Genomic DNA, 25,900 nt, shown 5'->3' with positions numbered 1-25,900 from the left:
GGGATAAACGGCGTGCTTGGAGCATTTATGGTTTCTTCACCAAACCGACCCTACAATCGGAGCCTCAACGGTGGGAGGCCCCACCAATCGCTGACCGCTACGGGTCCGACGAGGGGTCTTGAACACCAACATCGACCGATATCTGCTGGCGGAAAAGGCCGGAACCGAAGGCGTCTGGGATTGGGATCTGCGCAGCGACACGCTGTACCTCTCCCCCCGCTTCAAGGAGTTCCTCGGGCTGCCGCCGGGCGATCCCAGCCGGGAGACCAACAGGCCGAACGACTGGCTGTCGCTGGTCCATCCGGAGGATGTCGACTGGCTGCATGCCTCGTTCGAGGCGCAGATGGTCGGGCTGTCCGTCCCCTTCCAGATCGAACACCGCGTCCGCCGCGCCGATGCCGCCGCATCCGCCGGGCCGCATTGGCGCTGGCTGGTTTGCCGCGGCATGGCGGTGATGGATGATGCCGGCGAGCCGATCCGGCTGGTCGGCTCCGTCGCCGACATCACCGACCGCAAGCATGCCGAACAGGAGTTGCGGCGTAGCGAGGAACGCTATGCACTCGCCGCCGCCGGGGCGGCCGACGGACTGTGGGACTGGCTCATCGACAGTGGCGAGATCTACTATTCGCCGCGCTGGAAGGCGATGCTGGGCTTCGAGGATGCCGAGATCGGCGGCACCCTCGACGAATGGTTCCAGCGCGTGCTGCCGGGCGACCTGGACGGGCTGCGCACCGCCATCAACCTGCATCTGACCGGCGAGCGTCCCCACCTTCAGCATGAATTCCGCATCCGCGACAAAGCCGGGCAGGAGTTGTGGATGCTGGTGCGCGGTCTGGCTGTCCGCAACGACAGGGGCTGCGCCGTCCGCATGGCCGGCTCGATGACCGACATCACCGCGCGCAAGAAGGCCGAACAGCAGATCCTGTTCAACGCCGTCCATGACGGCATGACCGGCCTGCCCAACCGCACGCTTCTGCTCGACCGCATCGGGCAGGCGCTGGACCGCAACCGCCGCGCCGGTGCCCGGCCCTTCGCCACCATCATCATCGACCTCGACCGCTTCAAGGCGATCAACGACGCGCTCGGCACCAGCGCCGGCGACCGCGTGCTGCGCATCGTCGCCAAGCGCCTTGACGTGACCCGCCGCGTCGGCGACACGCTGGCCCGCCTGTCGGCCGACGAGTTCGCCGTGCTGGTGGACGAGCTGGACGATGCCGGCGCCGCGCTGGAGGCGGCGGAGCGGATGGCCCGCGCCATTTCGCGGCCGGTCACGCTGGAGGAGGGGCGCGACATCGTCCTGACCGCCTCCATCGGCGTGGCGCTGAGCCAGACCGGTTACGACCGGGCGGAGGACATGCTGCGCGACGCCAGCCTCGCCATGTACCGCGCCAAGACCGGCGGGCGGGCGCGCATCGACGTGTTCGACACCAATCTGCGCCGGCAGGCGATGGCCGCCATGCGGATGGAGGCCGACCTGCGCGCGGCGCTGGAGCAGGGGCAGCTCTGCCTGCATTACCAGCCCATCGTCCTGCTGGAAACCGGCGCCATCGCCGGCTTCGAGGCGCTGATGCGCTGGAACCACCCCGACCGCGGCCTCGTCCCGCCTGCCGAGTTCATTCCGCTGGCCGAGGAGACCGGCCTGATCGCGCCGATGGGCCGCTGGGCGCTGGGCGAGGCGGTGCGGCAGCTGGCGGCGTGGCAGGCGCGATTTCCCCGGCCCGTGCCCCTGTTCATGAGCGTCAACGTCTCCACCCGCCAGTTCCGCGACGACGACATCGTCGGCGCCGTGCGCGACCTGCTGGACGCGGTGCCGATCCCGCCCTCCAGCCTAAAGCTGGAGCTGACCGAAAGCCTGCTGGTCCAGGATCCGGACGAATGCCGGATGCTGATGCAGAGCCTGCGCGACATGGACGTCCGCCTGTCGATCGACGATTTCGGCACCGGCTATTCGTCGCTGGCCTATCTGCACAAGCTGCCGGTGGATGTTTTGAAGATCGACCGCAGCTTCGTCCGCGCGGTGTCGACGGGGGAGGGCAACGCCGCCATCGTCCAGGTCATCGCCGGCCTTGCCACCATTTTGCGGCTGGATTGCGTGGCGGAAGGGGTGGAAACGGCGGACGAAGCGGTGTATCTGCGCGGTCAGTGCAAATACGCCCAAGGCTATCACTTCGCCCGCCCGGCCCTGCCGGAGGTGATCGAACGTCTGCTGATCGCCGAGGACGCGCACATTGCCCTGCCAGCACCGGTGTAAGCCGTTGCAAGCCGTCGTTATTTGGAGTTTGCGTGATGTCGGACCGCAACTGCGGTGAATGCACCCTCTGTTGCAAGCTGATGGGCGTGCCGGAGCTGAAGAAGCCCTCGGCGAAGTGGTGCGCGTCCTGCGACCAGGGCAAGGGCTGCTCGATCTACGAGGAACGGCCGCAATCCTGCCGGAACTTCCAGTGCTTCTGGCTGATGGACGAGAATTTCCCCGACGAGTTCCGCCCCGACCGCATCCACGCGCTGGCCGCCTTCAACGACGTGAAGGACAGCTGCGTCCTGCATGTCGACCCCGCCAAGCCGCGCGCGATGGGCAGCCCCGAGGTGCAGGCCCTGACCGACGCCCTGCTGAAGGCCTATTCGAAGGTGTTTTTCCTCTGCGGCAAGGAAAGCGCGATGATGCAGCGGTAAAGTCCCCTCTCCCCGGGGGGGAGAGGGAGAATACCCCCTACCGCTGAAGCCCGCTGTTGTGGACGCTCACCGCGTCCTCGATGCCGGCTGCCAGCATGCGGGCGACACAGTCGTATCCGCCGTCGTTCTGGTGGACGCCGTCCGGCCCGATCAGGTCGGCCATGGTCATTCCGCGGGTTTCCACCAGCGACCGCATCACGTCGAAGCGGTGGAACAGTCCGACATGGTTGTCGCTGGCGATCGCGGCGATGCGGGTCAGCATCGGGGCGACGCCGGTCTTCTCCAGCATCTTCGGGGCGTATTGCAGGTCCATCAGCACCACGTCGACCCCGGCGGCGCGCAGCCGCGCCACGCCCCGGCGCACCGAGCGCTCGCTCAGGCCCTGGTCGCCGTCGCGCAGCACCGTGTTGGCGCCGATCTGCCAGATCACCAGATCGGGCTTGGTGCCCAGCGCGTCGGCCTCGATCCGCTTTTCGGTCTGGTCGTCGGTCTCGCCGTTGATGCCGCGGTTCAGCACTGCGATGTCGGCGTTGCGGAACCGCTCGCTCAGGTAATGGTCGAGCCGGGCCGGATAGGCCTTGTCCGGCGAACTCGCCCCCGCCCCGGCGGTGGAGGAGGAACCGATGGCGACGATCCGGATCGGCGCGCCCGTCGCGATGCGCTGCGACAGCTGCGGCAGGGGCACCGACAGCGCCGAGACGCCACGCGGCAACTGGCAGCTCGGCGACCCCGCGGGTTCGGCGGCGAAGGCCGGAACGGAAAGGGTGAGGGCGGTGATCAGCGACAGGATGCGGACGGCGGACGACAGGGCAGACCTCAATTGCTCGCTCCGGTGCGTCGGCCGATCGACAGGGGATCGATCATCGCCGCGACGCTTTGCGCCAGCAATTGTCCGATGCATTGGTGAACGAATTCATAAGAGCGTCGCTTCGCCTCGTCCGATTCGTCGGCGAAATCGACCCGGCCATCCTCCACCCAATGCCGCATGATGTCGTAGCGGGGGAAATGGAAGACGTCGGAACTCTGGGCCAGCCAGGACATGTAGGACACGTAGGGCGCGAAATCGATCAGCTGCGCCGTGTGCATGCTGTACTGCATATCCATGATGACGATGTCGGCGCCGCGGCGCTGCACCTCGGCGATGCCGGACTGGAGCGCCGTGCCGAAGCTTTCCAGATCCAGGCTGCGCATGGCGTCGACCGTGCCGGTCTGCCAGACGACCAGGGCCGGCCGCTGTTCCTCCACCGCCCGGGTCAGCGGAGCGACCATGGCGGGGGCGGCTTCGCCGGGAAGGCTCAGCACGGCGGTGCTGACCTCGTGGCCGGGCAGGCGGAGCCTCAGCTCGCCCTCCAGCCGGGCGGGATAGCTGACGATGCCTGGCTTGGGCGCCGATTTGGCGGAATGGACGACCAGCACCGACAGCGGCCGGCCGGCGGCCAGCTGCGCCGACACCCGCGGCAGCCCGCCGCCGGGAGCCAGGACGGACTCCGGCACGGCGCAGGCGGGATCGACGGAGGCGGCCAGGGTTGGAGCAGCGAGTGCGCGATCCGGGGACGCGAACAGCGCGGCCGCCAGCAGGATCGCCGTGACCGTCAGCATTCGCCCGAACGCCCGCCCTCGCGCGCCTCTTTGCGCCATGCCGCCCTCAAGTGTTTATCTTAGTGGTCGCGGCGACCTTGTGACGCCGCGACCGCTCCGCCGACTGGTACCAGTTCAGGAAAGACGCCATCAGCACCATCGCGGCGATGCCGAGCACGGTAACAAGGAACTGGGCGGAAAGCGAGCCGCTGACATGGACGAGCACGGTCTGTCCGGCGAAGGACAGCAGCACCCCCAGGCAGAACACGTTCAACGACTGCCTGCCGCAGGCGAGCACCGGAGCGGCCAGCGGTCCGCGCAGCCAGGACGCCCCCACCGGCACCAGCCACAGCACCAGATAGGCCAGCGCGAAGAAATGCAGCAGGCGCAGCGGGTCGAGGTCGGTCTTGCTGATGGGGTAGAGGATCTCGGTCAGCCACACCGGGATCAGCGCGTGCAGCGGGGCGGATTTCCAGGACAGCGTCAGGAACAGGCTGGCCAGCAGCACCACCCCGGCGACGACCGCCACCGGCCGGCGGAAGCGGGTCAGCATGGCCCGCAGATCCGGCTGGAATTGCAGCGAGGCGCCCAGCAGGAACAGGAACTGCCAGGTGAAGGGGTTGAAGTACCAGACACCGCCGTCCGGGTAGGTCGGCAGGTTCCACCCCCATTGCCGCGCCGCCAGATAGAGCGCTCCGGACCCCGCCAGCACCCCCAGCGGCCGGCGGCGCAGGGCCGGCAGCAGCAGCGGGAAGGCCAGCAGAAGCACGATGTAGAGCGGCAGCACGTCCAGGTTGGCCGGCCGGAACTTCAGCAGGATGGCCTGGGTCAGCGCGGTGACGGGGTCCTGGAAATAGCCGGCGATGCCCATTTCCTCCGCGAACAGCGGACTGTCGAAGGCGCGGGCGGTGTAGGCGATCTGGGCGGTGTAGGCGAAGAACAGGATGATGTAGGTGGCGTACAGCGTCCAGCAGCGGTGCAGCACCTGTGCCGCCGCCATCGGCATGCCCTGCCGGTCCAGCGTCCGGCCATAGACCAGCGCCGCGGTGTAGCCGGAGATGAAGACGAAAATTTCCGTGGCGTCGCTCAGCCCGAAATTGCGCGGGGTGGCCCAGGAGATCTGGTTGGCGGGGATGTGGTTCACGAAAATGAACCACAGGGCCAGTCCGCGGAAGAAATCCAGCCGCAGGTCGCGCGCAGCCGTCTCGGTCCCGGTCTCCGCCGCACTCCCGCTTTTCATGGCTGCCTCGGTCATGGCCGTCCAATCCGCAAACGTCTGCTCCGCCCCCATCAACACCCCGGCGCGGCCGGGTTCCCGGCTGCGCGCGTTGCAAAAGATGGGGGCGCGGCCGTTGGAATCGAGGAATTTGATGTCGAATGGGCCGGGAATGCCGCCGGGTTGGTGGTCCGGCCGGTGGTTGAATGGAACCCGCGGCTTCGCGCCGCAGCCTTAAACCACTGAAATACAGACCTCAATTCCCCTTGGTGCTTGATCCCGACCGTTTGCTTCCTGCATAATCCGGACAGCAAAAGAAAGCTGGGGCGGATCGGCCGGAAGGCCGGCGGCATACCCGGATGGACGGGAGGAAACGCACACCAACGTCGGGACGCCACGGAACCGGGCGGATGGCGCGATGCGCCGGTGCCCACCGGTTCCGTGGCTGCCTGCGGTGCGCTGTCCGGGGCGGTCGAGCGTGCATCCCACTCATTCCCGCTTTCCCTGCTCACCCGCTTTCGTCCGGCCTGTCAAAGGGCCGGGCCTGAACGGGTGCCCGCCGGTCCGGCGACAAGAACGCATAACGAGAATGGACAAGGGAGCTTCTGGATGAAACGTCGTGCATTTCTGACCTCTGCCGGCGTGGGCGTCGCCGCCAGCACGCTTGCCGCCCCCGCCATCGCCCAGTCCGCGCCCGAGATCAAATGGCGCTGCGCCTCCAGCTTCCCCAAGAGCCTCGACACCATCTATGGCGGTGCGGAGTTCGTGGCGAAGCGCGTGGCCGAGCTGACCGACGGCAAGTTCCAGATCCGCGTCTTCGCGGCTGGCGAGATCGTTCCGGCGCTCCAGGTTCTGGACGCGGTGAAGGACAACACCATCGAGTGCGGCCACACCGTCTCCTACTATTACGTCGGCAAGGATCCGACCTTCGCCTTCGACGCGGCGATGCCGTTCGGCCTGAACGCCCGCCAGCAGAACGCCTGGATGAGCCATGGCGGCGGCAAGGAGCTGATGGCGGAGTTCTTCGCCACCCACAATCTCGTCTCCATCGGCGCCGGCAATACCGGGACCCAGATGGGCGGCTGGTTCCGCAAGGAGATCAAGACGGTCGAGGACCTGAAGGGTCTGAAGTTCCGCATCGGCGGCTATGCCGGTACCATCATGGCCAAGCTGGGCGTCGTTCCGCAGCAGATCGGCGGCGGCGACATCTACCCGGCGCTGGAAAAGGGCACCATCGACGGCGCCGAGTTCGTCGGCCCCTACGACGACGAGAAGCTCGGCTTCCAGAAGGTCGCCAAATACTACTACTATCCCGGCTGGTGGGAAGGCGGCCCGCAGGTCTCCATGCTGTTCGGCAAGGAGAAGTACGAATCGCTGCCGCCGGCCTACAAGGCGGCGCTCCAGGCCGCCTGTGCCGACGCGACGCTGGACATGCTGGGCAAGTACGACGTCCAGAACATGACCGCGCTGAAGCGCCTCGTCGCCAGCGGCACCCAGCTGCGCCCCTTCCCGAACGAGGTGATGCAGGCCTGCTATCAGGCCGCCATCGAAGTGTATGAGGACGAGGCGGCGAAGAACGAGAAGTTCCGCAAGATCTACGACGCGTGGAAGAAGTTCCGCGAGGAAGAGTATCTGTGGTTCCGCGTCGCCGAATACAGCTTCGACCGCTTCGTCTACGCGGCCCCGCCGCTTGAGAAGAAGAAATAAGCAACCTCTTGGGAGGGGCAGGCATCTTGCCCCTCCCTCGTGAGTTCTATACCTCGATCACCAGCCCGTCGTAAGCCGGCTCGACCCCCGCCGGCAGGATCCGCCGCAGGCTGTCGTAGTCCATCGTGTTGTCCATGTGGGTCAGGTAGGCCCGGCGCGGCTTCACCCGTTCGATCCATTCCAGCGTCAGCGCCAAGTGCGCGTGCACCGGATGCGGCGGCTCGATCCGGCCGCAGTCGACCATCCAGGTATCGACCCCCGCCAGCGCCTCGAACGCGCGGTCGTCCAGCCGCACCACGTCGGTCGAATAGGCGAAGCTGCCGAACCGGTAGCCGACCGTCCGCATATAGCCGTGGTCCTGCTCGAACGGCGTGATCCCCAGCCCCTTCACGCTGAACGGCCCGTCGATGCGGTGCGCCTTCAGCACCGGACGGTAGAAGGGATAGCCCTCCGGCAGTGGATCGAAACAGTAGGGAAAGCGCGTCTCGATGTCGCGCAGATGCTCGTCCCAGCCATAGGCGTCAATCGGCGCATGCATCTGCCGGCAGATCTCGCGGACTTCGTCGATGCCGTGGCAATGGTCGGCATGCTGGTGCGTCCACAGCACGGCATCCAGCCGCGCACAGCCGCTGTCCAGCAACTGCTGCCGCAGGTCGGGGGAGGTGTCGACCAGAACCGAGACGCTGCCGCTCTCCACCAGAACCGACGGGCGCATGCGGCGGTTCTTGCGATTGGCGGGATCGCAGCGGCCCCATTGGCCACCGGGAACACCGGCGATCGCCGGCACGCCGCGCGACCCGCCGCAGCCAAGGACGGTCACGCGCATCGTCCCGGATGATGCGCCGTCCACACTCATGCAGCGGCCTTGTCTTGGGGCGCCTTGTCGAACAGGCGGAAGAAGTTCTCGGTGGTGACGCGGGCCAGCTCGTCGGCCGACACCCCCTTAACCTCCGCCACGCAGGATGCTGTGTGGGCGACATAGGCCGGCTCGTTGCGCTTGCCGCGGAAGGGGATCGGCGCCAGATAGGGCGCGTCCGTCTCCACCAGGAGGCGGTCGAGCGGCACGTCCTTCACGATGGCGCGCAGATCTTCCGATTTCTTGAAGGTGACGATCCCCGACAGCGACAGGGTGAAGCCGTACTCCACCGCCTCCTCCGCCAGCGCCCGGCCGGAGCTGAAGCAGTGCAGCAGCCCCTTCACTTTCTGCCCGGCCGCTTCCTCCTTGACGATCCGCATGGTGTCGTCGTCGGCGTCGCGGGTGTGGATGATCAGCGGCAGGCCGGTCTCCAGGCTGGCGCGGATGTGCCGGCGGAAGCACTCCTGCTGCTGGTCGCGCGGGCTCTTGTCGTAGAAGTAGTCCAGCCCGGTCTCGCCCAGCCCGATCACCTTGGGATGGCGCGACAGCTCCACCAGCTTGTCGACGGTGGTGATGGCGAACTCCTCCTGCGCCTGATGGGGATGGACCCCCACCGTGCAGAGGATGTCGTCATAGCGTTCGGCCACCGCCAGGATGCGGTCGAAGCGGCTGATGTAGGTGCAGATGGTGACCATCCGCCCGATGCCGGCCTGCCGGGCGCGGTCGACGACCGCGTCCAGCTCTTCGGCGAAATCGGGAAAGTCGAGATGGCAATGGCTGTCGACGAGCATAAGCGGAACTCAGACCTTCGGTTCTTCGACGTAGCGCGGGAAGACGCCCTGCGGCGTCGGCAGCGGCGTGCCGGCGACCAGCGCCCCCAACGGACCCAGCGTGCCGAAGCCGCGCGCATCCGCACCCAGCGCCAGCAGGTCGAGGATCCGGGCGGAGGCGTCCGGCATCACCGGCTGGGTCAGGATGGCGAGATGGCGGATCGTCTCGGCCAGCACATACAGTACGGTCGCCATGCGCGCCGGGTCGGTCTTCTTCAGCGCCCACGGCGCCTGTTCGTCGACATAGCGGTTGGCGTCGCCGACCACGGCCCAGATGGCGTCCAGCGCCTTGTGGAAGGCCTGCGCCTTGATCTCCGCCCGGACGATGTCGAGCATGCCGTAGGCCGAGCCGAGCAGCGCGTTGTCGGCTTCGGTGAAGGCGCCCGGCGTCGGCACGGCGGCGCCGCAGTTCTTGCCGATCATCGACAGGACGCGCTGCACCAGATTGCCGTAGTCGTTGGCGAGGTTGCCGTTGATCCGGTTGACCATCTGCTTGTGCGAGAAGTCGCCGTCATTGCCGAACGGCACCTCGCGCAGCAGGAAATAGCGGGTCTGGTCGAGGCCGTAGGTGTTGACCAGCGTATCCGGCGCGATGACGTTGCCAAGCGACTTCGACATCTTCTGGCCTTCGATCGTCCACCAGCCATGGGCGAACACACGGCGGGGCGGCTGGAGGCCGGCGGCCATCAGGAAGGCCGGCCAGTAGACGGCGTGGAAGCGCAGGATGTCCTTGCCGACCATGTGCAGGTCGGCCGGCCAGTATTTGGCATAGTCGCCCGTGGTGTCGGGATAGCCGACGGCGGTGATGTAGTTCGCCAGCGCGTCGAGCCAGACATACATGATGTGGGCGTCGTCGCCCGGCACCGGGATGCCCCACTTGAAGGTGGTGCGGCTGACCGACAGATCCTTCAGGCCCGACTTGACGAAGGCCATCACCTCGTTGCGCTTGCCGGCCGGCGCGATGAAATCGGGGTTCTGCTCATAGAACTCGATCAGCCGGTCCTGCCAGGCCGAGAGCTTGAAGAAGTAGGACGGCTCCTCCACCCATTCGCACTCGGCGCCGGTCGGGGCGATCTTCTTGCCCTCGGCATTGGTGGTCAGCTCGTCCTCGCCATAGAAGGCTTCGTCGCGAACCGAGTACCAGCCGGCGTAGGACCCCAGATAAATCTCGCCCTTGTCCTTCAGCACCGTCCACAGCGCCTGCACCGACGCGACATGGCGCGGCTCGGTGGTGCGGATGAAGTCGTCGTTGGAATAGTTCATCAGCGACACGAGATCGCGGAAGTTCTGCGACACCCGGTCGGTGAACTCCTGCGGCGCGATGCCGGCCTTCTCCGCCGACTTCTCCACCTTCTGGCCGTGCTCGTCGGTGCCGGTCAGGAACTTCACGTCATAGCCGTCGAGGCGCATGAACCGGGCGAGGACGTCGCAGGCGAGCGTCGTGTAGGCGTGGCCGATGTGCGGCACGTCGTTCACGTAATAGATCGGCGTCGTCAGGTAGAAGGTCTTCGGCCCGGCCATTTGCGGCACTTTCTTTCAAGTCAGGTTCAACCGGCAGGTTCTGAAATAACCCTAGGCGGCTGCCGTTTCCAGCGCCGACAGGGCGTTCAGGACCACCTGCTTGCGGTCCAGGTTTGCGGATTCCGCGCGCGCGAAAAGACGCTGAACCTTTTCCCACACCTCCACCCAACGTTCAAGACCGCGGGCGTTGGCCAACCGGGTCATCAGGGCAGCCTCGCCCGGCACCACCTCCGCCGGCCAGGACCCGCGGGCGAGCGAGCGGGCGAAGCGGGCCAGCCACCAGACCAGCAGTTCCGTCGCCGTCTCGTACATCCCGTCATCCTGTTTGCGGATCAGCTTGTCGCCGAAGGCGTGCGCCGCGACGATGTCGATGCGCGGCAGGTCGGACAGCAGCCCGATCATCTCGCGGTAGAGCGCCAGACCGCCGGCATCGGCCAGATCGATGGCGCGGCCGACGCTGCCCTCCGACAGCCGGGCCAGCGCCGGGCGGTCGTCGGCGGCGATATCGGGCCGGTGCTGGCCCAGCAGGTCGATCACCGTCTCTTCCGCCAGCGGCTTCAGCGTCAGCTTGCGGCAGCGCGAGCGGATGGTCGGCAGCATGCCGCCGGGATTGTCGCTGACCAGCAGCAGCAGGGCGCCGGGCGGCGGCTCCTCCAGGATCTTCAGGATGGCGTTCAGGCCGCTCAGGTTCATGCGGTCGGCGCCGTCGATCACCGCGACGCGCCAGCCGCCTTCCGCCGAGGTGCGGCGCAGGAAGGGGCCGATCCTGCGCACGTCGTCGACGGCGATGTCGCGCTTCAGCCGGCCCTTCTTCTCGTCGCGCTGGCGTTCGATGGTCAGCAGGTCGGCATGGCCGCCCGACGCCACCCGGCGGAACACCGGATGGTCGGGGCCGATGTGCAGCGACGTGACCGGAGCGCTCCCGCCGAACAGGCTGTCGCCGGGCGGATCCTGCGCCAGGACGAAACGGGCGAAGCGGAAGGCCAGCGTCGCCTTGCCGATGCCGGGCGTGCCGCCGATCAGCCAGGCATGCGGCAGCCGGCCGGAATTCCAGGCCTCCAGCAGCAGCCGTTCCGCCTCCTCATGCCCGACGAGGTCCGGGTTGCGCCGGGGCGCCAGTGCCTCTTCCGCGGCGGGAGCCGCCGGGGCGGGGGTTCGCGCCTTGCTCACGACTCCAGCCCCAGCCGGGTCGCGACATTATCCCATACGCGGGCCTGCACGCCGTCCAGATCGGTGTCTGCATCCACCACCGCGCAGCGCTCCGGCTCCCGCCGGGCGATGTCGAGGAAGCCGTCGCGCAGCCGCTGGTGAAAGCCGATGTCCATCCGCTCGTAACGGTCCTCGCCGCCATGGCGGGAGGCGGCCCGGCGCAGGCCCTTGCCCACGTCGATGTCCAGGATCAGCGTCAGGTCGGGCCGGAACTCGCCCAGCGCCGCCCGCTGCAACGTCTCCACCAGCTCGCGTCCCAGCCCCAGCCCGTAACCCTGATAGGCCATGGTGCTGTCGAAGAAGCGGTCGCACAGCACCCACTTGCCCTCTGCCAGCGCCGGCCACACCGTCCGTTCCAGATGGTCGCGGCGGGCGGCGGTGTGCAGCAGCGCCTCCGTCACCGGGCTCCAGCGGCCGGTCTCGCCGGTCACCAGCAGGCCGCGGATTTCCTCCGCCCCCGGCGATCCGCCCGGCTCGCGCGTGGTCTCCACCGCGATGCCGCAGGCGCGCAGGGCTTCGGCCAGACGGCGCAACTGCGTCGACTTGCCGGCCCCTTCGCCGCCTTCCAGCGTGATGAAGCGGCCGCGATTCGAAGAGGTCGGCATCGTCGTCACGGTCACAGGCTGTTGCCGAAGACGAGATACTTGGCGGCGGCGAAGGCGCGGCCGAAGATGCCGGCCTTCGGCACGTCCTGCGCGGCCACCACCGGCACCTCCTTGCCCGGGAAGCCGGGGGCGGAGATCACCAGCTTGCCGACGGTGTCGCCCTTCTTGATCGGGGCGGCGACCGGGGCGTTGCTGACCAGCGACACCTTCATGCCCGGGCGGTCGGCGCGGGCCATGGTGACGCTCAGGTTCTGCGGCACGGTGACGGGGACCATGTCCTGCTCGCCCAGCCAGACCGGCACCTGCTCGATCGTCTCGCCGCCCTTGTAGAGGGTGTAGGAGGCGAATTCGCGGAAGCCCCATTCGATCAGCCGGGCCGATTCGTCGGCGCGCGCCTGCATGCTGGGCAGGCCGTTGACCACCAGCAGCAGCCGGCGCCCCTCGCGCTCGCCCGACGCCGTCAGGCCATAGCCGCCGGCGTCGGTGTGGCCGGTCTTCAGGCCGTCGACGTTCATGTTGCGGTAGAGCAGCGGGTTGCGGTTGCCCTGGGTGATGCCGTGATACTTGAACTCCCGGATCGAATCGTACTTGTAGAATTCGGGGAAGTCCTTGATCAGCCGTTCGGCCAGGATCGCCAGATCGCGGGCGGTCATATAGTGGTTGGGGTCGGGCCAGCCGGTGGCGTTGGTGAAGTTGCTGTTCTTCAGCCCCAGTTCCCGCGCGCGCTTGGTCGCCTGTTCGGCGAAGGACTGCTCCGACCCGGCCAGCCCCTCGGCCAGCACGATGCAGGCGTCGTTGCCGGACTGGACGATCATGCCCTTCAGCAGGTCGTCGACCTTGATGTTGTTGTGAAGCTCCACGAACATCTTGGAGCCCTGCATCCGCCACGCCCGCTCGCTGACCGGCAGGGTGCTCTCCAGCGTCAGGCGGCCGCCCTTGATCGCCTCGAACACCATGTAGGCGGTCATGATCTTGCTCATCGACGAGGGCGCCATGCGCTCGTCGGCATTCTTCTCGAACAGCACGGTGTCGGAGGTCAGATCGACCAGGATCGCCTGCTTGGCGATGGTGTCGAGGGTCGCGGCCTGGACCGGAACCGTGGTGAAGCCGGCGCCAATCGTGGCCCCGGCCATCGCGATTCCGGCCGCCATTCCAATCGAGGCGGCAACGGAACGGCCGAAAACGGCACTCAGGCGGACGACAACAGCGTTCATGGCAACAATCCTCCAAGGGCACTCGGTACAGGCATTGGGTCGCTGGCGCTCGTGAAGAGCGGCCGGGGTAAAGGTCGGGTGGCCGGATCAATCCACCACGATTTTGGCCTCCGTAAGGCCGGCCTGGATGATCTGGTTCAACAGGCTGTCCGCCCGGTCGACGCTGTCCAGCGGTCCGACGCGGACACGGTGCAGGGTCATGCCGGCCGACCGTGTCTGGCTGACGCTGGCGCGCTGGCCGATGGAGGACAGGCGGGCGCGGGCCTTCGCCACATTCTCCTCGCTGCCGAAGGCGCCGACCTGCACATAGATGGCCTCCTGCGCCTTCACCGGCAATTGCGCCACCACCGGAGCCGGTACGAAGCGGCCCTCGGCCATGCTGCCGGCGACGGTGGCCGGCGGCGGAATTGGTGCGCCGACCACCGCCGGGCGGGGCGCACCGGTGGATGCGGCGAGGGTCGTCACCGGCCCGGACGGTCCGCTCACCTCGATCCGGCCGCGTGGGGCGGCCTTCGGCGGCGGGCCGTCGACCTCGGCCAGCAGCGGGGCGGGCGTGCCCTGACGCGCCGCGGCGGCGATGGCGCGGCTTTCCTCCGCCAGGATCTGCACGCGTACCTTGGCGGTGCCGGGGCCGTCGAAACCCAGCAACTGGGCGCCGCGGCGCGACATGTCGATGATGCGGCCGTTGGCATAGGGGCCGCGGTCGTTGACGCGCACGACGATCGACCGGCCGTTGTCCAGGTTGGTGACCCGCACCAAGCTCGGCATCGGCAGCGTCTTGTGCGCGGCGGTCAGCTCGTTCTGGTCGTAGATCTCGCCGTTGGCGGTGTTCTTCTCATGGAAGCCGGGGCCGTACCACGAGGCGATGCCGGTCTCGTCGTAGCTGAAGTCTTCCTTGGGGTAATACCAGACGCCATTGATCTGATAGGGCTTTCCCACCTTGTAGATGCCGCTGGTCGGAAGGCCCGAGCCGGTGCCGGCGGGCTTCTGCGCACAGGCGGCGAGCGCTGCCACGCCGACCAGCACGACGACCCTGCTCACCCCGCGCCAGCGACGCATCCGATAAATTCCTTCCATCCCCGACCCGGCCCGACCGCCAGGGCGGCGGCACTCTAGCGGAGTGGCATCGCCGCGCCAATGGCTCGAACGCGGCGGCGGTACGATGACACAGCCCGGATGCAGGCTGAACCGTCAGGGGCCGGGGAACAGGCTGTCGGTGCGGCCCATCAGCCGATAGGCGGTCAGTCCGATCCACTCCCGCACCGCATCGTCGAGGATTACCAGATTCTGCCCGAACTCGAAGCGCAGCCAGGGCGTGGCGTCGTGCTTGGTGCGGTAGTCGACGGGGTAGGGGATCACCTCCCAGCCGACGGCGCGGAAGATGCCGACCGACCGCGGCATGTGCATGGCCGAGGTGACGAGGATCCAGCGTTCCCCCGGCTGTGGCTTGACCATCTCCTTGCTGAGGACGGCGTTCTCCCAGGTATTGCGGGACTCCGCCTCGTAGAGCACACGGTCGGCGGGAATGCCGGCCTGGAGCAGGGCGGCGCGGGCGGTGATGTCCTCCTTCAGATCCGGCGCCAGCAGCCGGCCCGACCCACCGGTGAAGACGGCCTTGGCCTCCGGATGGCGGCGGACGAGGTCGGCGAAGCCCAGGATCCGCTCCGCCGCCTCGTTCAGCGAGGGATCGCCGCGGTCGGCGGTGATCGGCGGGTTGAGCGCGCCGCCCAGCATGATGATGCCGTCGATCCGCCCCTCCGGCTCCGCCCGCGGGAAACGGTTCTCCAGCGGCAGGGCGATCAGCGCGCCCAGGCCGGTATACATGACCAGCAGAAGCAGCAGCACTGCCAGCGTCACCAGCCGCCGGCCCGCCCGCTGCCAGCGCCGCGTCCGCCACAGCAGCGCGCCCAGAGCCACCGCCAGCACCAATGCATTGCCGGGCGCGAAGATTCCCCACAGCAGCTTCGACAGGATGAAGGACAGCACCGGCAGGCTCACGATGGTGGGCGAGGAGGCGAAGCATAAGCGGGGCGGTCGGGGCGGGGCAACCGCGCGGGCCCCGGCGCCGTCAGCCGCCGACCGGCGTGCAGAGTTCCACCAGGGTGCCGTCGGGACAGCGGATGAAGGACACCGTCTGTCCCCAGGGCATGGCCTTCGGCGGCGCCAGTTCGGTGGCGCCGGCGGCCAGCGCCGTCGCATGCGCCGCCTCCACGTCGCCGGTGACCAGAGCGATCTCGACGCCCAGCGGCTTCTCGCTGGCGCTGGCGAACACATAGCCGGCGGGGTGGTGCGACAATGCCAGTTCCTGGCTGGCGAAGGACAGGGTGGTGGAGCCGGTGTCCAGCTCGCCATAGTCGCCCGTCTCGGCGAGGAAGCGGCGGCTCAGCCCGAAAGCCTTCTCGAAGAAGGCCAGCGAAGCCGCGACGTCGGGAACATAGAGGATCGTATAGCCGAATTTCATGGAGGCTCTCGCTGGTTGTGACGTGACCGGACGGAGAGACCCTATCATTCCCCGGCGCGCCGGTATCCCCAGACCGATGCCGGCGGCAAATTGCGCAGGGTGAAGCCCAGCCGCTCCCCCGTCAGCCCCAGCGCCTCGCGGTTCAGCGGCGAATGCGGCATGAAGCTGTAGAGCAGGAAGCGCCCGCCCGGCCGCAGGATGCGGAAGGTGGCGTCCAGCACCTCGCGCTGGAACTCCAGCGGGAAGGTGATCATCGGGATGCCGATCACCACCGTGCCGACCTTGCCGCACAGCGCCTCGCCCAGTAGCTCCGGCGCCTTGCGGCAGTCGTCGGCGATGACGGTGACATCCGGGCAGCGGGCGCGCAGATGGCGGGCGAGGTCGCGGTCGATCTCGAAGCTGTAGAGCCGGTCGGCCGGAATGCCGGCCTCCAGCATCGCCGCGGTGATCGGCCCGGTGCCGCCGCCGAACTCCACCACGACCTCGTCCGGCTCGCGGCGGATCTCGCGGGTGATGCGGCGGCGCAGCGCCTGGGAGGAGGGGGCTACCGACCCCATCGCCCAGGGGTCGGCCAGCCAGCGGCGGAAGAACAGCCAGGACTCGGAAAGCGGGGCGGGTGCCGTCTCGATCTTCTCGCTCATGCAAGGCCTCCCTGGATCGGGACGGCCCGGCGGCTGCCCCTAATGCAGAGTTGCTGCCAGAAGTTGGTGACCGGCGTATGACAGGCTGCTGGCCACCAGTCCAAAAAACACCAGCGCCGCCGCGGTCAGCCCCAGCCCGACGCCGATGGCGCCGCCGTCGCGCTCGATCAGCCCCAGCGAGATCAGCACCAGGGCGAAGCCCGGCAGCCAGCCGGTCAGCGGCAGCGGCACGATGCAGGTCAGCGTCAGGATGAACAGCAGCAGCCCGAACCAGCGTTCCTGGTCGATGCGGGCGAGCCGGTGCAGCCGCGGCTTCAGCATCCGTTCGATCCACACCAGCCGCGGCATGGCGGCGTCCAGCGTCCGCGCCGCCAGCCGGGTGCCGATCGACCGACGCAGCAGCCAGTCCGGCAGCCCCGCCCCGCGCCGGCCGAAGGCCATCTGGGCGGTGTAGAGCACGATCGGCAGGTCGAACAGGCAGGACACGCCGAGCGGCACCGGGGCGATGGTCGGCAGCGACAGGGCCAGCAGGATGGTGCCGAGCGAGCGGTCGCCCAGCGCCCGGATCAGATCGCCCAGCGTGACCCGCCCGGCCGGCAGGTTGGCGCGGAAGCGGGCCAGCACGTCGGACGTCCGCTCCTCCTCCTCCCCGTCGCAGACGGTCGGCAGGGCGATGGTGCCGTCCTGCTCCATCTCCGCCCGCTCCATCTCCGCCTGATCGCCGGCGCCGGAGTGGTCGATGTGCCGGCGGGCGTTCAAACGCCGGCCTCCGCCGCGGCGCTCTCGTAGAGTTCGAGCGCCTCCAGCCAGGTCTCCTCGGCGGTTGCCAGCTTCTTCTCAACCGTGCCCAGGTCGATCTGCAGCTTGGTCAGCTTGTCGGACGGGCCGGTGTAGAGCGCCGGGTCGGCCATCTTCGCCTCGATCTTGCGCTTCTCCTCGCTCAGCTTGGTCACCAGCGCTTCCGCGTCGGTGGCCTTGCGCTTCAGGGGCGCCAGCGCGGTGCGCGCCTCGGCCGCCGCCCGGCGCTGGTCCTTCTTGTTCGGCCCGGCATCGCGCTCGGCACCGCCCTTGGCGCCATCATTCTTCGCTGCGGCGCGCTCCGCCTTGGCGCGGTCGAGCAGATAGCGGCGGTAGTCGTCCAGATCGCCGTCATAGGCCTGCACCGTGCCGTCGGCGACCAGCAGCAGCCGGTCCACCGTCATCTCGATCAGGTGGGGATCGTGGCTGATGATGATGACGGCGCCGGGGAAATCGTTGATCGCCTCGATCAGCGCCTCGCGGCTGTCGATGTCCAGATGGTTGGTCGGTTCGTCCAGCATCAGGATGTGCGGGACTTCCCGGCTCATCAGCGCCAGCAGAAGCCGCGCCTTCTCGCCGCCGGACAGGCTGGCGATCTTGGTTTCCGCCTTCACCTGGGGGAAGCCGAAGCGGCCGAGATGGGCGCGCACCTTCTCCTCCAGCGCCAGCGGCATGATGCGCTGGGTCTGCTGGATCGGCGTCAGCGACAGGTCGAGTTCCTCGGCCTGATGCTGGGCGAAATAGCCGATGCGCAGCTTGGGCGGGCGCCGCATCTCGCCGGCCATCGGCTGGAGCCGGTTGGCCAGCAGCTTGACCAGCGTCGACTTGCCGTTGCCGTTGGCGCCCAGCAGGCCGATGCGGTCCTCCATGTCGATGCGCAGGTTGACGCGCCGCAGGATCACCTTGTCGCCATAGCCGATGCTGACCCCTTCCAGCGCGATCAGCGGCGGCGCCAGCTCGTCGGGCGGCGGGAAGTTGAAGACGACCTCGGGATCGTCCTCCATCAGCGTGACCGATTCCATCTTCTCCAGCAGCTTCAGGCGGCTCTGCGCCTGACGGGCCTTGCTGGCCTTGAAGCGAAAGCGGTCGACGTAGGACATCATGTGCTTGCGCCGCGCCTCCTGCTTGGCGGCCATGGAGGCCAGCCGTTCCTGGTTGGCGCGGCGCTGCGCCAGGAACTGGTCGTAATTGCCGCTGTAGGTGACGAGCTTGCCCTGGTCGATGTGGATCGTCGTGGTTGGCACCGCGTTCAGCAGCTCGCGGTCGTGGCTGACCAGCAGGATGGTGTGCGGGTAGTTCTTCAGATAGCCCTCGAGCCAGATGGTCGCTTCGAGGTCGAGATGGTTGGTCGGCTCGTCCAGCAGCAGCAGGTCAGGGCGGGAGAACAGCACGCCGGCCAGCGCCACGCGCATCCGCCAGCCGCCGGAGAAATCCGAACAGGGCCGCTGTTGCGCCTCGGCATCGAAGCCCAGGCCCGACAGCACCTGTGCGGCGCGTGACGGCGCGGAATGCGCCTCGATGTCGGCGAGCCGGGCGTGGATTTCGCCGATGCGCATCGGGTCGGTCGCCGTTTCGGCCTCCGCCAGCAGGGCGGTGCGTTCGGTGTCGGCGGCCAGCACGGCGTCGATCAGCGTGGTCGGGCCGCTGGGGGCCTCCTGCGCCACCATGCCCATCCGCATGCCGGCCGGCAGGGTGACGGCACCGGCATCGGTTTGCAGCTGGCCCGAGATCAGCTTCAGCAGGGTCGATTTCCCGGTGCCGTTGCGTCCGACCAGCGCCACGCGGTGCCCCTTGGGCACCACCGCCGTCGCATGGTCGAACAACACTCGGCCGCCGAAGCGGAAGGTCAGGTCATTGATGTGCAGCATAGCGCGCGAGGATGTAGCACGAGGGGGCGCCGATTTGAAGCGGGGCCGGGCGGATGGCCCGCGAATGGCACGGCTTTGTCCCGCGCGGGACAGCCCGATCGCCGCTGCCGCGGCCGGCCATGGCCCGGCGGGTTTGTTCGAACACGACCATTTCGGAGAATGGAACCGCCACCCGTTCTTTTTTAATTGAACGTCCAATCAATAAAAATCAAGCTGTGTTCCGGAATTGAAATGCTGACCTCCAATCCACTCAGAACCCGGGAATTTGGGAGAGGGGACATGATGCGGTTCGGACGGCAGGCCCATTACATCCACGGTCGTCCCGTTGAGGGAGAGGGGGCGGAGCGCTTCGCCACCGTCAATCCGGCGACCGGGGAAACGCTGGCCGAGGTCGCGCAGGCGACATCCGCGGAGATCGACCGCGCTGTCGACAGCGCCCGCGCCGGACAGGCGGTGTGGGCAGCCATGACGGCGATGGAGCGGTCGCGGGTGTTGCGCCGGGCCGTCGCCCTGCTGCGCGAGCGCAACGACGCGCTGGCGGAGATCGAAACCCTCGACACCGGCAAGCCGCTGAGCGAGACGCGGGCGGTCGACATCGTTACCGGCGCCGATGTGCTGGAATATTACGCCGGCCTCGCCCCGGCGCTGGAAGGGCGGCAGATCCCGCTGCGCCCCACCTCCTTCGTCTATACGCGTCGGGAGCCGCTGGGGGTGGTGGCCGGGATCGGCGCCTGGAACTACCCGATCCAGATCGCGCTGTGGAAATCGGCCCCGGCGCTGGCCGCCGGCAACGCCATGATCTTCAAGCCGAGCGAGGTGACTCCGCTGACCGCTCTCCATCTGGCGGCGATCTACAGCGAGGCCGGCCTGCCCGACGGCGTGTTCAACGTCGTCCAGGGCGATGGCCGGGTCGGCGCCCTGCTGGCCGCCCATCCCGGCATCGAGAAGCTGTCCTTCACCGGTGGGGTGGAGACCGGCAAGCGGGTGATGGCCGCGGCGGGCGGATCGACCCTGAAGGACGTGACGATGGAGCTGGGCGGGAAGTCGCCGCTGATCGTCTTCGCCGATGCCGACCTCGACCGCGCCGCCGACATCGCCATGATGGCGAACTTCTACAGCTCCGGCCAGGTCTGCACCAACGGCACCCGCGTGTTCGTCCACCGCAGCATCGCGGCGGCGTTCGAGGAGCGGCTGATGGTCCGCGTGCGCCGCATCCGTATCGGCGATCCGCTCGACCCCGACACCAATTTCGGCCCGCTCGCCAGCTTCCCCCACCGCGACAAGGTGCTGCGCTACATCGAGGCCGGCAAGGCGGAGGGCGCCCGGCTGCTGGCCGGCGGCGGCGTTCCGGAGGGGGCCGCCTTCGCCCGCGGCGCCTATGTGGCGCCCACCGTCTTCACCGACTGCCACGACGGCATGACCATCGTGCGCGAGGAGATCTTCGGCCCGGTCCTGTCGATCCTGACCTTCGACGACGAGGAGGAGGTCGTCACCCGGGCCAACGCCACCAGCTACGGCCTCGCCGCCGGGCTGGTCACCAGCGATCTGGCCCGTGCCCACCGGGTGATCCACCGGCTGGAGGCCGGCATCTGCTGGATCAATGCCTGGGGTGAATCGCCGCCGGAGATGCCGGTCGGCGGCTACAAGCAGTCGGGCATCGGCCGCGAGAACGGGGTCGAGACGCTCGACCATTACACCCGCCTCAAGTCGGTCCAGGTCGAGTTGGGACCCTACGCCTCGGTGTTCTGAGCCCGTCTTTCAGGGTAGCCCGCTTTTTACAGAAGGGGTGTTCGATGTCGAATCCACAGACCTCCGGAGCCGCTGCGCCGGAGAACGGCACCGCCATGCCCGACGCCATGTCTGCCATCGCCTCCGCGGTGCGCGAGTATGACTACATCATCGTCGGCGCCGGGTCGGCCGGCAACGTGCTGGCCTGCCGCCTGACGGAGGATGCGGGGGTCAGCGTCCTGCTGCTGGAGGCGGGCGGACCCGACCACCGGCTGGACTACCGCACCCAGATGCCGGCGGCGCTGGCCTTCCCGCTCCAGGGCCGCCGCTACAACTGGGCCTACGAGACCGAACCCGAACCGCACATGGACAACCGCCGGATGGAGTGCGGGCGCGGCAAGGGGCTGGGCGGGTCGTCGCTGATCAACGGCATGTGCTACATCCGCGGCAACGCGCTGGATTATGACGGCTGGGCCGAGCTTCCGGGTCTGGAGGACTGGAGCTATCTCGACTGCCTGCCCTATTTCCGCAAGGCGGAGACGCGCGACGTCGGTCCCAACGCCTATCATGGCGGCGACGGCCCGCTGTTCGTCACCACCGCCAAGCCGGGCGTCAACCCGCTCTACGAGGCGATGGTGGAGGCGGGGGCGCAGGCCGGCTACGGCCGCACCGACGATCTGAACGGCTACCGCCAGGAAGGCTTCGGCCCGATGGACCGCACGGTGACCGCACGCGGGCGGCGGTGCAGCACCGCCCGCGGCTATCTCGACCGGGCGCGGGAGCGGCCGGGGCTGACCATCGTCACCCACGCGCTGACCGACCGCATCCTGTTCGACGGCCGCCGCGCCGTCGGCGTCGCCTATCTGCGCAACGGCACGCCGGTGACGGCGCGGGCGCGGCGGGAGGTGCTGCTGTGCGCCGGGGCCATCGCCTCGCCGGCGATCCTGCAACGCTCGGGCGTGGGGCCGTCGCCGCTGCTGCGCGAACTTGGGGTGCAGACGGTGCTCGACCTGCCGGGGGTCGGCGGCGATCTCCAGGACCATCTGGAGATGTACATCCAGTATCACTGCCGCCAGCCGGTGTCGCTCTATCCCGCGCTGAAATGGTGGAACCAGCCGGCCATCGGCGCCGAATGGCTGTTCCTGGGCACCGGCATCGGCGCCAGCAACCAGTTCGAGGCCGGCGGCTTCATCCGCACCGGCGACGACGTGCCCTGGCCCAACATCCAGTATCACTTCCTCCCCGTCGCCATCAGCTACAACGGCACCAACGCGGTGGAGGCGCACGGCTTCCAGGCCCATGTCGGCTCGATGCGCTCGCCCAGCAAGGGGCGCGTCCATGCCCGCTCGCGCGATCCGGGGCAGGCGCCCAGCATCCTGTTCAACTACATGGCCGATCCGCAGGACTGGCAGGAGTTCCGCGCCGGCATCCGCATCACCCGCGACATCATGCGCCAGCGCGCCCTGGCCCCCTACCGCGGCGAGGAGATCAGCCCCGGCGCCCATTGCGTCACCGACGCCGACCTCGACGCCTTCGTCCGCCATCACGCCGAGACCGCCTATCACCCCTGCGGCACCTGCCGGATGGGGACCGACGACAACGCGGTGGTGGACGGCCAGGGCCGGGTGCATGGGCTGGAGGGGCTGCGCGTCATCGACGCCTCGATCATGCCGCGCATCATCACCGGCAACCTGAACGCGCCCACCATCATGATGGCGGAAAAGCTGGCCGACGCGGTACGCGGCCGTCCGCCGCTGCCGCGCGCCGACGTGCCCTATTACGTCGCCGAGGCCGCCATGACGCAGAAGGAGATTCAGAAGGACCAGCGGCGGCGGGCCTGAGACCCGCGCGCTCCCCACGACAAAAACGACAAGAACGACAACGATAACCACAAGCAAGGAGAACAGGGATATGGCAAAGACATTCGGTAAATTCTCCGCCTTCGCCGTCGGCCTGATGCTGGCGGCCGGGACCGCCACCCTGCCGGCAGGGACGGCGCAGGCCGCCGACCCGGCATCCTGCAAGGCGGTGCGTTTCGGCGACGTGGGCTGGACCGACATCGCGGCGACGACAGCGCTCGCCTCCGTCACGCTCGAAGCGCTGGGCTACAAGCCGACCACCAGCGTCTCGTCGGTGCCGGTCGTCTATCTCGGGCTGAAGACCAAGTCGCTGGACGTCTTCCTCGGCAACTGGATGCCCACCATGGAGACCTTCATCAAGCCGGTGCTGGAGGACGGTTCGGTCGAGGTGACGCGCGTCAACCTCGAAGGCGCTAAATACACGCTGGCCGTCCCCACCTACGCCGCCGAGGCCGGGCTGAAGAGCTTCAAGGATCTGGCGAAGTACAAGGACAAGCTGGACGGCAAGATCTATGGCATCGAGGCCGGCAACGACGGTAACCTGATCATCGACAAGATGCTGAAGGCCGACGCCTTCGGGCTGAAGGACTTCAAGATGGTGGAGTCCAGCGAGGCCGGCATGCTGGCCGAGGTCAAGCGGGCGGTCCGGGCCAAGAAGTGGATCGCCTTCCTGGGCTGGGCGCCGCACCCGATGAACAAGACGATGGACATCACCTATCTCGCCGACGGCGACGACTGGTTCGGCCCGAATTTCGGCGGCGCCACCGTCAGCACCAACGTGCGCAAGGGCTATGCCGCCGAATGCCCGAACATCGGCAAGTTCCTGTCCAATCTGGTCTTCACCGTGGACATGGAGAATGCCGTGATGGACGGCATCATGAATGGCGGCCGCAAGCCGGAAGCGGTGGCGGCCGACTGGCTGAAGAAGAATCCCGCCGTCCTGAAGACTTGGCTGTCCGGCGTCACCACGCTGGACGGCAAGGACGGTCTTGCCGCCGCGCAGGCCAAGCTGGGCGCAGCCAAGTCCTGACCTGACACCTTCTTATCCGAGTAGCCTCCTCGACTCCGGCCGCGGCGGGATACCGTCACGGCCGGATTTTTTCTTTGGAGCGTCCGCACTGCCGGGTGATCCGCGCTGAAAGCGCGAACGAACGCCTTGCCGCGCCGCGAAAGCGCCTCTATAAAGCCGCCCATCCGGCGCCCCGGTCATCCGGCGGCGCCTGCGTGTTTTTCAATCGGCGAAAAGCCCCATTCCCGCAGGAGTCACCACCATGGCCGTCGAACGGACCCTCTCGATCATCAAGCCCGATGCCACCCGCCGCAACCTGACCGGCAAGATCAACGCCAAGTTCGAAGACGGCGGCCTGCGCATCGTTGCCCAGAAGCGCGTCCAGCTGTCGAAGGCCCAGGCCGAGCAGTTCTACGGTGTGCACCGCGAGCGTCCGTTCTTCGGCGATCTGGTCTCCTTCATGATCTCCGGTCCGGTGGTCCTGCAGGTTCTGGAAGGCGAGAACGCCATCGCCCGCAACCGCGAGATCATGGGCGCCACCAACCCGGCCAACGCCGCCGAGGGCACCATCCGCAAGGAGTTCGCCGAGTCGATCGAGGCCAACTCGGTCCATGGTTCGGACGCCCCGGAGACCGCCGCCCAGGAGATCGCCTTCTTCTTCGCCGGCATCGAACTGGTGGGCTGATCCATCAGGCTTGACCCCGCGTCAGGCTTGCCGGAAGGGCCGCTCCCGCAAGGGGGCGGCCTTTTTTGCCTTTTGCGTCAAGCTCTGGCAGTATCGGGGGCCGTGAACCTTTGCCCCGCAGACGCCGGGGTCGATCCCGACAGGAGTTGCCCGCGATGGAATCCCAATCCGCCAAGCCGATCATCGCGGCGCTGCTGCAACCGCTGCCGGTGCTGACCCAGCCGCAGGCCCGCAACGACCTGTCCGACGAATCCGTGGTGCGGCTGCTGGTCCGCCAGTTCATCGACCTCAGCCTGGGCGCCTTCAATCAGGTGCTCCAGGGCAAGCTGGACCAGGACGAGGCGGTCGACGGCATCAACCGTCAGGCGATCGCGCTCAACTCCGTCTTCCTCGGCACCAGCGGTTTCGAGACCGTCATCACCCACCCCTGGAACTCGCCCGACCAGTTGGGCGCCTTCCTGAAGGACGTGGTCGCCCTGGACTACCCCGAGGACGACTGCGTCCGCGCCATGCTGATCCATCTGGCGACCCAGCTGATGCACGCCCTGCGCCTGCCCGACGAGGAGCGCGACGAGGAGGTGGAGGCGCTGACGCTGGACGCCGCCGACCTGCTGCTTGGCCGCGCTCCGGAAGATGACGGCGAGATCGACATCGACATCGACGTTTGAGACGATTTCCGAAGTCCGGAGACTCTCCCTCTCCCCCACCGGGGAGAGGGTCGGGGTGAGGGGGATGAACTGCGTGGCTATCCCGAGAATCCTTGCCCCGCGACCCCCTCACCCTAACCCTCTCCCCGGGGGGGAGAGGGAACACTGTACTCCGCCGGGGTCAGGTTCACTTCGATCAGCACCGTGTCCTCAACGAAGTCGGCGCTGTGCCAGGCGCCGGGATCGAAGCGCATGACCATGCCCGGCCGCAGATCCACCGGTCCCGCTCCGCAGGTCAGCAGGACGCGGCCCTCCACCACGATGACGAACTGCTCGTGAGGGTGGTCGTGGCGCGGGGCGGCGGTGCCGGCCTTGATGACGATATGCTTGAGCGACGCGCCCATGCCGGGAAAACTGCGCCGTTCCACCCCGTCGGTGGCCTGGGCCGGCAGGTCGCTCCAAGTGATCACCTCGGCGTTCGGCTCGGCGGGCATGGCGGACTCCTTTCTGCATTACGAACGGGCCTTCCGGGAAACGGGCAGCAACCGGTTCCTACGTTCACCGGTATCTCCCGGATCCGCCGCCCATCGCCGCTACCGCTTCAGGCTGTCGCACCCGGACGAAAGCTTAGCTACTAAACCTACTGTTAACGCCTAACCGCATATGACGGGACGTCCCGGTGATGGTGTTGCCGGACAACAATTCTTCCGGCACCCTTTCGGACCGACGGAGGCCCCGTGGACGCAGCTGGCACCGATCGACCGCTCCGCAGTGGGGGTGCCGCTGGGGGTGCCACCG

General features: G+C 67.9%; 24 protein-coding genes. 8 read left to right on the top strand and 16 right to left on the bottom strand.

Annotation, left to right across the window (positions count from 1 at the left end; translation table 11 throughout):
• The first annotated feature begins 118 nt into the window (after positions 1-118).
• Complete coding sequence (locus J2848_RS05490; protein ID WP_149230100.1) at positions 119-2,251, top strand: sensor domain-containing protein; 2,133 nt, start codon at positions 119-121, stop codon at positions 2,249-2,251.
• 35 nt (positions 2,252-2,286) lie between these two features.
• On the top strand, positions 2,287-2,670 hold the full coding sequence (locus J2848_RS05485) for a hypothetical protein (RefSeq protein ID WP_149230101.1): 384 nt from the start codon (positions 2,287-2,289) through the stop codon (positions 2,668-2,670).
• Positions 2,671-2,707: 37 nt separating this feature from the next.
• Here J2848_RS05485 and J2848_RS05480 read toward each other — a convergent pair whose 3' ends face one another.
• Genes J2848_RS05480 through J2848_RS05470 form a run of 3 tightly spaced genes read right to left on the bottom strand, consistent with a single transcriptional unit; the run spans position 2,708 to position 5,503 of the window.
• Positions 2,708-3,490 carry an SGNH/GDSL hydrolase family protein gene (locus J2848_RS05480; protein WP_246193692.1) on the bottom strand — a complete coding sequence of 261 codons (783 nt, stop codon included), beginning with the start codon at positions 3,488-3,490 and terminating at the stop codon, positions 2,708-2,710.
• Complete coding sequence (locus tag J2848_RS05475) at positions 3,487-4,269, bottom strand: SGNH/GDSL hydrolase family protein (protein ID WP_149230102.1); 783 nt, start codon at positions 4,267-4,269, stop codon at positions 3,487-3,489. Before J2848_RS05475 ends, J2848_RS05480 begins: the two co-directional genes overlap by 4 nt.
• Before the next feature lie 46 nt (positions 4,270-4,315).
• Complete coding sequence (locus J2848_RS05470) at positions 4,316-5,503, bottom strand: OpgC family protein (RefSeq protein ID WP_246193693.1); 1,188 nt, start codon at positions 5,501-5,503, stop codon at positions 4,316-4,318.
• 570 nt (positions 5,504-6,073) lie between these two features.
• On the opposite strand from J2848_RS05470, the gene J2848_RS05465 reads away from it, so the two are divergent.
• The gene (locus tag J2848_RS05465) at positions 6,074-7,171 is read left to right on the top strand and encodes a TRAP transporter substrate-binding protein (RefSeq protein ID WP_149230103.1); all 1,098 of its coding nucleotides are present in this window, start codon (positions 6,074-6,076) and stop codon (positions 7,169-7,171) included.
• 46 nt (positions 7,172-7,217) lie between these two features.
• Here the strand turns inward: J2848_RS05465 and J2848_RS05460 are convergent, their stop codons facing one another.
• The 12 genes from J2848_RS05460 to J2848_RS05405 form a co-directional block, all read right to left on the bottom strand.
• The gene (locus J2848_RS05460; RefSeq protein WP_246193735.1) at positions 7,218-7,997 is read right to left on the bottom strand and encodes an MBL fold metallo-hydrolase; all 780 of its coding nucleotides are present in this window, start codon (positions 7,995-7,997) and stop codon (positions 7,218-7,220) included.
• A gap of 26 nt (positions 7,998-8,023) precedes the next feature.
• A complete protein-coding gene (locus tag J2848_RS05455; RefSeq protein ID WP_149230105.1) occupies positions 8,024-8,818 on the bottom strand; it encodes a TatD family hydrolase in 795 nt (264 codons plus the stop codon).
• Positions 8,819-8,827: 9 nt separating this feature from the next.
• Entirely contained in the window at positions 8,828-10,378 is a 1,551-nt protein-coding gene (gene metG, locus J2848_RS05450; RefSeq protein ID WP_149230106.1) for a methionine--tRNA ligase, read from the bottom strand.
• Between the two features lie 51 nt (positions 10,379-10,429).
• On the bottom strand, positions 10,430-11,548 hold the full coding sequence (locus J2848_RS05445) for a DNA polymerase III subunit delta' (RefSeq protein ID WP_149230107.1): 1,119 nt from the start codon (positions 11,546-11,548) through the stop codon (positions 10,430-10,432).
• On the bottom strand, positions 11,545-12,192 hold the full coding sequence (gene tmk, locus J2848_RS05440; protein WP_149230108.1) for a dTMP kinase: 648 nt from the start codon (positions 12,190-12,192) through the stop codon (positions 11,545-11,547). The genes J2848_RS05445 and tmk overlap by 4 nt, the downstream gene beginning before the upstream one ends.
• 11 nt (positions 12,193-12,203) lie before the next feature.
• The gene (locus J2848_RS05435; RefSeq protein WP_149230109.1) at positions 12,204-13,406 is read right to left on the bottom strand and encodes a D-alanyl-D-alanine carboxypeptidase family protein; all 1,203 of its coding nucleotides are present in this window, start codon (positions 13,404-13,406) and stop codon (positions 12,204-12,206) included.
• An 87-nt stretch (positions 13,407-13,493) separates the two neighbouring features.
• On the bottom strand, positions 13,494-14,465 hold the full coding sequence (locus J2848_RS05430) for a septal ring lytic transglycosylase RlpA family protein (protein ID WP_149230110.1): 972 nt from the start codon (positions 14,463-14,465) through the stop codon (positions 13,494-13,496).
• A 132-nt stretch (positions 14,466-14,597) separates the two neighbouring features.
• Positions 14,598-15,392 carry a YdcF family protein gene (locus tag J2848_RS05425; protein WP_149230111.1) on the bottom strand — a complete coding sequence of 265 codons (795 nt, stop codon included), beginning with the start codon at positions 15,390-15,392 and terminating at the stop codon, positions 14,598-14,600.
• An 82-nt stretch (positions 15,393-15,474) separates the two neighbouring features.
• A complete protein-coding gene (locus tag J2848_RS05420) occupies positions 15,475-15,867 on the bottom strand; it encodes a VOC family protein (RefSeq protein ID WP_149230112.1) in 393 nt (130 codons plus the stop codon).
• Between the two features lie 44 nt (positions 15,868-15,911).
• Positions 15,912-16,508 carry a class I SAM-dependent methyltransferase gene (locus J2848_RS05415; protein ID WP_149230113.1) on the bottom strand — a complete coding sequence of 199 codons (597 nt, stop codon included), beginning with the start codon at positions 16,506-16,508 and terminating at the stop codon, positions 15,912-15,914.
• A 39-nt stretch (positions 16,509-16,547) separates the two neighbouring features.
• Positions 16,548-17,267 (bottom strand): exopolysaccharide biosynthesis protein, encoded by a 720-nt coding sequence (locus J2848_RS05410; protein ID WP_246193694.1) that lies wholly within the window; start codon positions 17,265-17,267, stop codon positions 16,548-16,550.
• Positions 17,264-19,174: an ABC-F family ATP-binding cassette domain-containing protein gene (locus J2848_RS05405; protein ID WP_149230114.1), complete on the bottom strand. Its 1,911-nt coding sequence runs from the start codon at positions 19,172-19,174 to the stop codon at positions 17,264-17,266. Before J2848_RS05405 ends, J2848_RS05410 begins: the two co-directional genes overlap by 4 nt.
• Positions 19,175-19,453: 279 nt before the next feature.
• Between J2848_RS05405 and betB the strand changes: the two genes are divergently transcribed.
• The 5 genes from betB (at position 19,454) to J2848_RS05380 (ending at position 25,123) form a co-directional block, all read left to right on the top strand.
• On the top strand, positions 19,454-20,923 hold the full coding sequence (betB, locus tag J2848_RS05400; RefSeq protein WP_149230115.1) for a betaine-aldehyde dehydrogenase: 1,470 nt from the start codon (positions 19,454-19,456) through the stop codon (positions 20,921-20,923).
• Positions 20,924-20,967: 44 nt separating this feature from the next.
• Positions 20,968-22,743 carry a choline dehydrogenase gene (gene betA / locus J2848_RS05395; protein ID WP_425458673.1) on the top strand — a complete coding sequence of 592 codons (1,776 nt, stop codon included), beginning with the start codon at positions 20,968-20,970 and terminating at the stop codon, positions 22,741-22,743.
• A 70-nt stretch (positions 22,744-22,813) separates the two neighbouring features.
• Positions 22,814-23,791: a choline ABC transporter substrate-binding protein gene (locus J2848_RS05390; RefSeq protein WP_149230116.1), complete on the top strand. Its 978-nt coding sequence runs from the start codon at positions 22,814-22,816 to the stop codon at positions 23,789-23,791.
• Between the two features lie 241 nt (positions 23,792-24,032).
• Positions 24,033-24,455: a nucleoside-diphosphate kinase gene (ndk, locus tag J2848_RS05385; RefSeq protein ID WP_012974418.1), complete on the top strand. Its 423-nt coding sequence runs from the start codon at positions 24,033-24,035 to the stop codon at positions 24,453-24,455.
• A gap of 155 nt (positions 24,456-24,610) precedes the next feature.
• Positions 24,611-25,123, top strand: a complete 513-nt coding sequence (locus tag J2848_RS05380) for a hypothetical protein (RefSeq protein WP_149230117.1) — start codon at positions 24,611-24,613, stop codon at positions 25,121-25,123.
• Positions 25,124-25,236: 113 nt separating this feature from the next.
• Here the strand turns inward: J2848_RS05380 and J2848_RS05375 are convergent, their stop codons facing one another.
• Positions 25,237-25,596 carry a cupin domain-containing protein gene (locus J2848_RS05375; RefSeq protein ID WP_149230118.1) on the bottom strand — a complete coding sequence of 120 codons (360 nt, stop codon included), beginning with the start codon at positions 25,594-25,596 and terminating at the stop codon, positions 25,237-25,239.
• Positions 25,597-25,900: the final 304 nt, after the last annotated feature.

Origin of the sequence: Azospirillum lipoferum, from assembly GCF_024170005.1 — a bacterium.
Taxonomy (GTDB): Bacteria; Pseudomonadota; Alphaproteobacteria; order Azospirillales; family Azospirillaceae; genus Azospirillum; species Azospirillum lipoferum.
This window is presented reverse-complemented; position numbering and strand designations above follow the sequence as displayed.

Bases quoted from the DNA above. Each gene is read 5' to 3' on its own strand.
- J2848_RS05470 (WP_246193693.1), bottom strand. From the start codon at position 5,503: ATGACCGAGGCAGCCATGAAAAGCGGGAGTGCGGCGGAGACCGGGACC.
- J2848_RS05375 (WP_149230118.1), bottom strand. From the start codon at position 25,596: ATGCCCGCCGAGCCGAACGCCGAGGTGATCACTTGGAGCGACCTGCCG.
- J2848_RS05420 (WP_149230112.1), bottom strand. From the start codon at position 15,867: ATGAAATTCGGCTATACGATCCTCTATGTTCCCGACGTCGCGGCTTCG.
- betB (WP_149230115.1), top strand. From the start codon at position 19,454: ATGATGCGGTTCGGACGGCAGGCCCATTACATCCACGGTCGTCCCGTT.
- J2848_RS05435 (WP_149230109.1), bottom strand. From the start codon at position 13,406: ATGAACGCTGTTGTCGTCCGCCTGAGTGCCGTTTTCGGCCGTTCCGTT.
- J2848_RS05415 (WP_149230113.1), bottom strand. From the start codon at position 16,508: ATGAGCGAGAAGATCGAGACGGCACCCGCCCCGCTTTCCGAGTCCTGG.
- J2848_RS05460 (WP_246193735.1), bottom strand. From the start codon at position 7,997: ATGCGCGTGACCGTCCTTGGCTGCGGCGGGTCGCGCGGCGTGCCGGCG.
- J2848_RS05390 (WP_149230116.1), top strand. From the start codon at position 22,814: ATGGCAAAGACATTCGGTAAATTCTCCGCCTTCGCCGTCGGCCTGATG.
- J2848_RS05430 (WP_149230110.1), bottom strand. From the start codon at position 14,465: ATGCGTCGCTGGCGCGGGGTGAGCAGGGTCGTCGTGCTGGTCGGCGTG.
- metG (WP_149230106.1), bottom strand. From the start codon at position 10,378: ATGGCCGGGCCGAAGACCTTCTACCTGACGACGCCGATCTATTACGTG.
- betA (WP_425458673.1), top strand. From the start codon at position 20,968: ATGTCGAATCCACAGACCTCCGGAGCCGCTGCGCCGGAGAACGGCACC.
- J2848_RS05455 (WP_149230105.1), bottom strand. From the start codon at position 8,818: ATGCTCGTCGACAGCCATTGCCATCTCGACTTTCCCGATTTCGCCGAA.
- J2848_RS05380 (WP_149230117.1), top strand. From the start codon at position 24,611: ATGGAATCCCAATCCGCCAAGCCGATCATCGCGGCGCTGCTGCAACCG.
- J2848_RS05465 (WP_149230103.1), top strand. From the start codon at position 6,074: ATGAAACGTCGTGCATTTCTGACCTCTGCCGGCGTGGGCGTCGCCGCC.
- J2848_RS05405 (WP_149230114.1), bottom strand. From the start codon at position 19,174: ATGCTGCACATCAATGACCTGACCTTCCGCTTCGGCGGCCGAGTGTTG.
- J2848_RS05475 (WP_149230102.1), bottom strand. From the start codon at position 4,269: ATGCTGACGGTCACGGCGATCCTGCTGGCGGCCGCGCTGTTCGCGTCC.
- ndk (WP_012974418.1), top strand. From the start codon at position 24,033: ATGGCCGTCGAACGGACCCTCTCGATCATCAAGCCCGATGCCACCCGC.
- tmk (WP_149230108.1), bottom strand. From the start codon at position 12,192: ATGCCGACCTCTTCGAATCGCGGCCGCTTCATCACGCTGGAAGGCGGC.
- J2848_RS05485 (WP_149230101.1), top strand. From the start codon at position 2,287: ATGTCGGACCGCAACTGCGGTGAATGCACCCTCTGTTGCAAGCTGATG.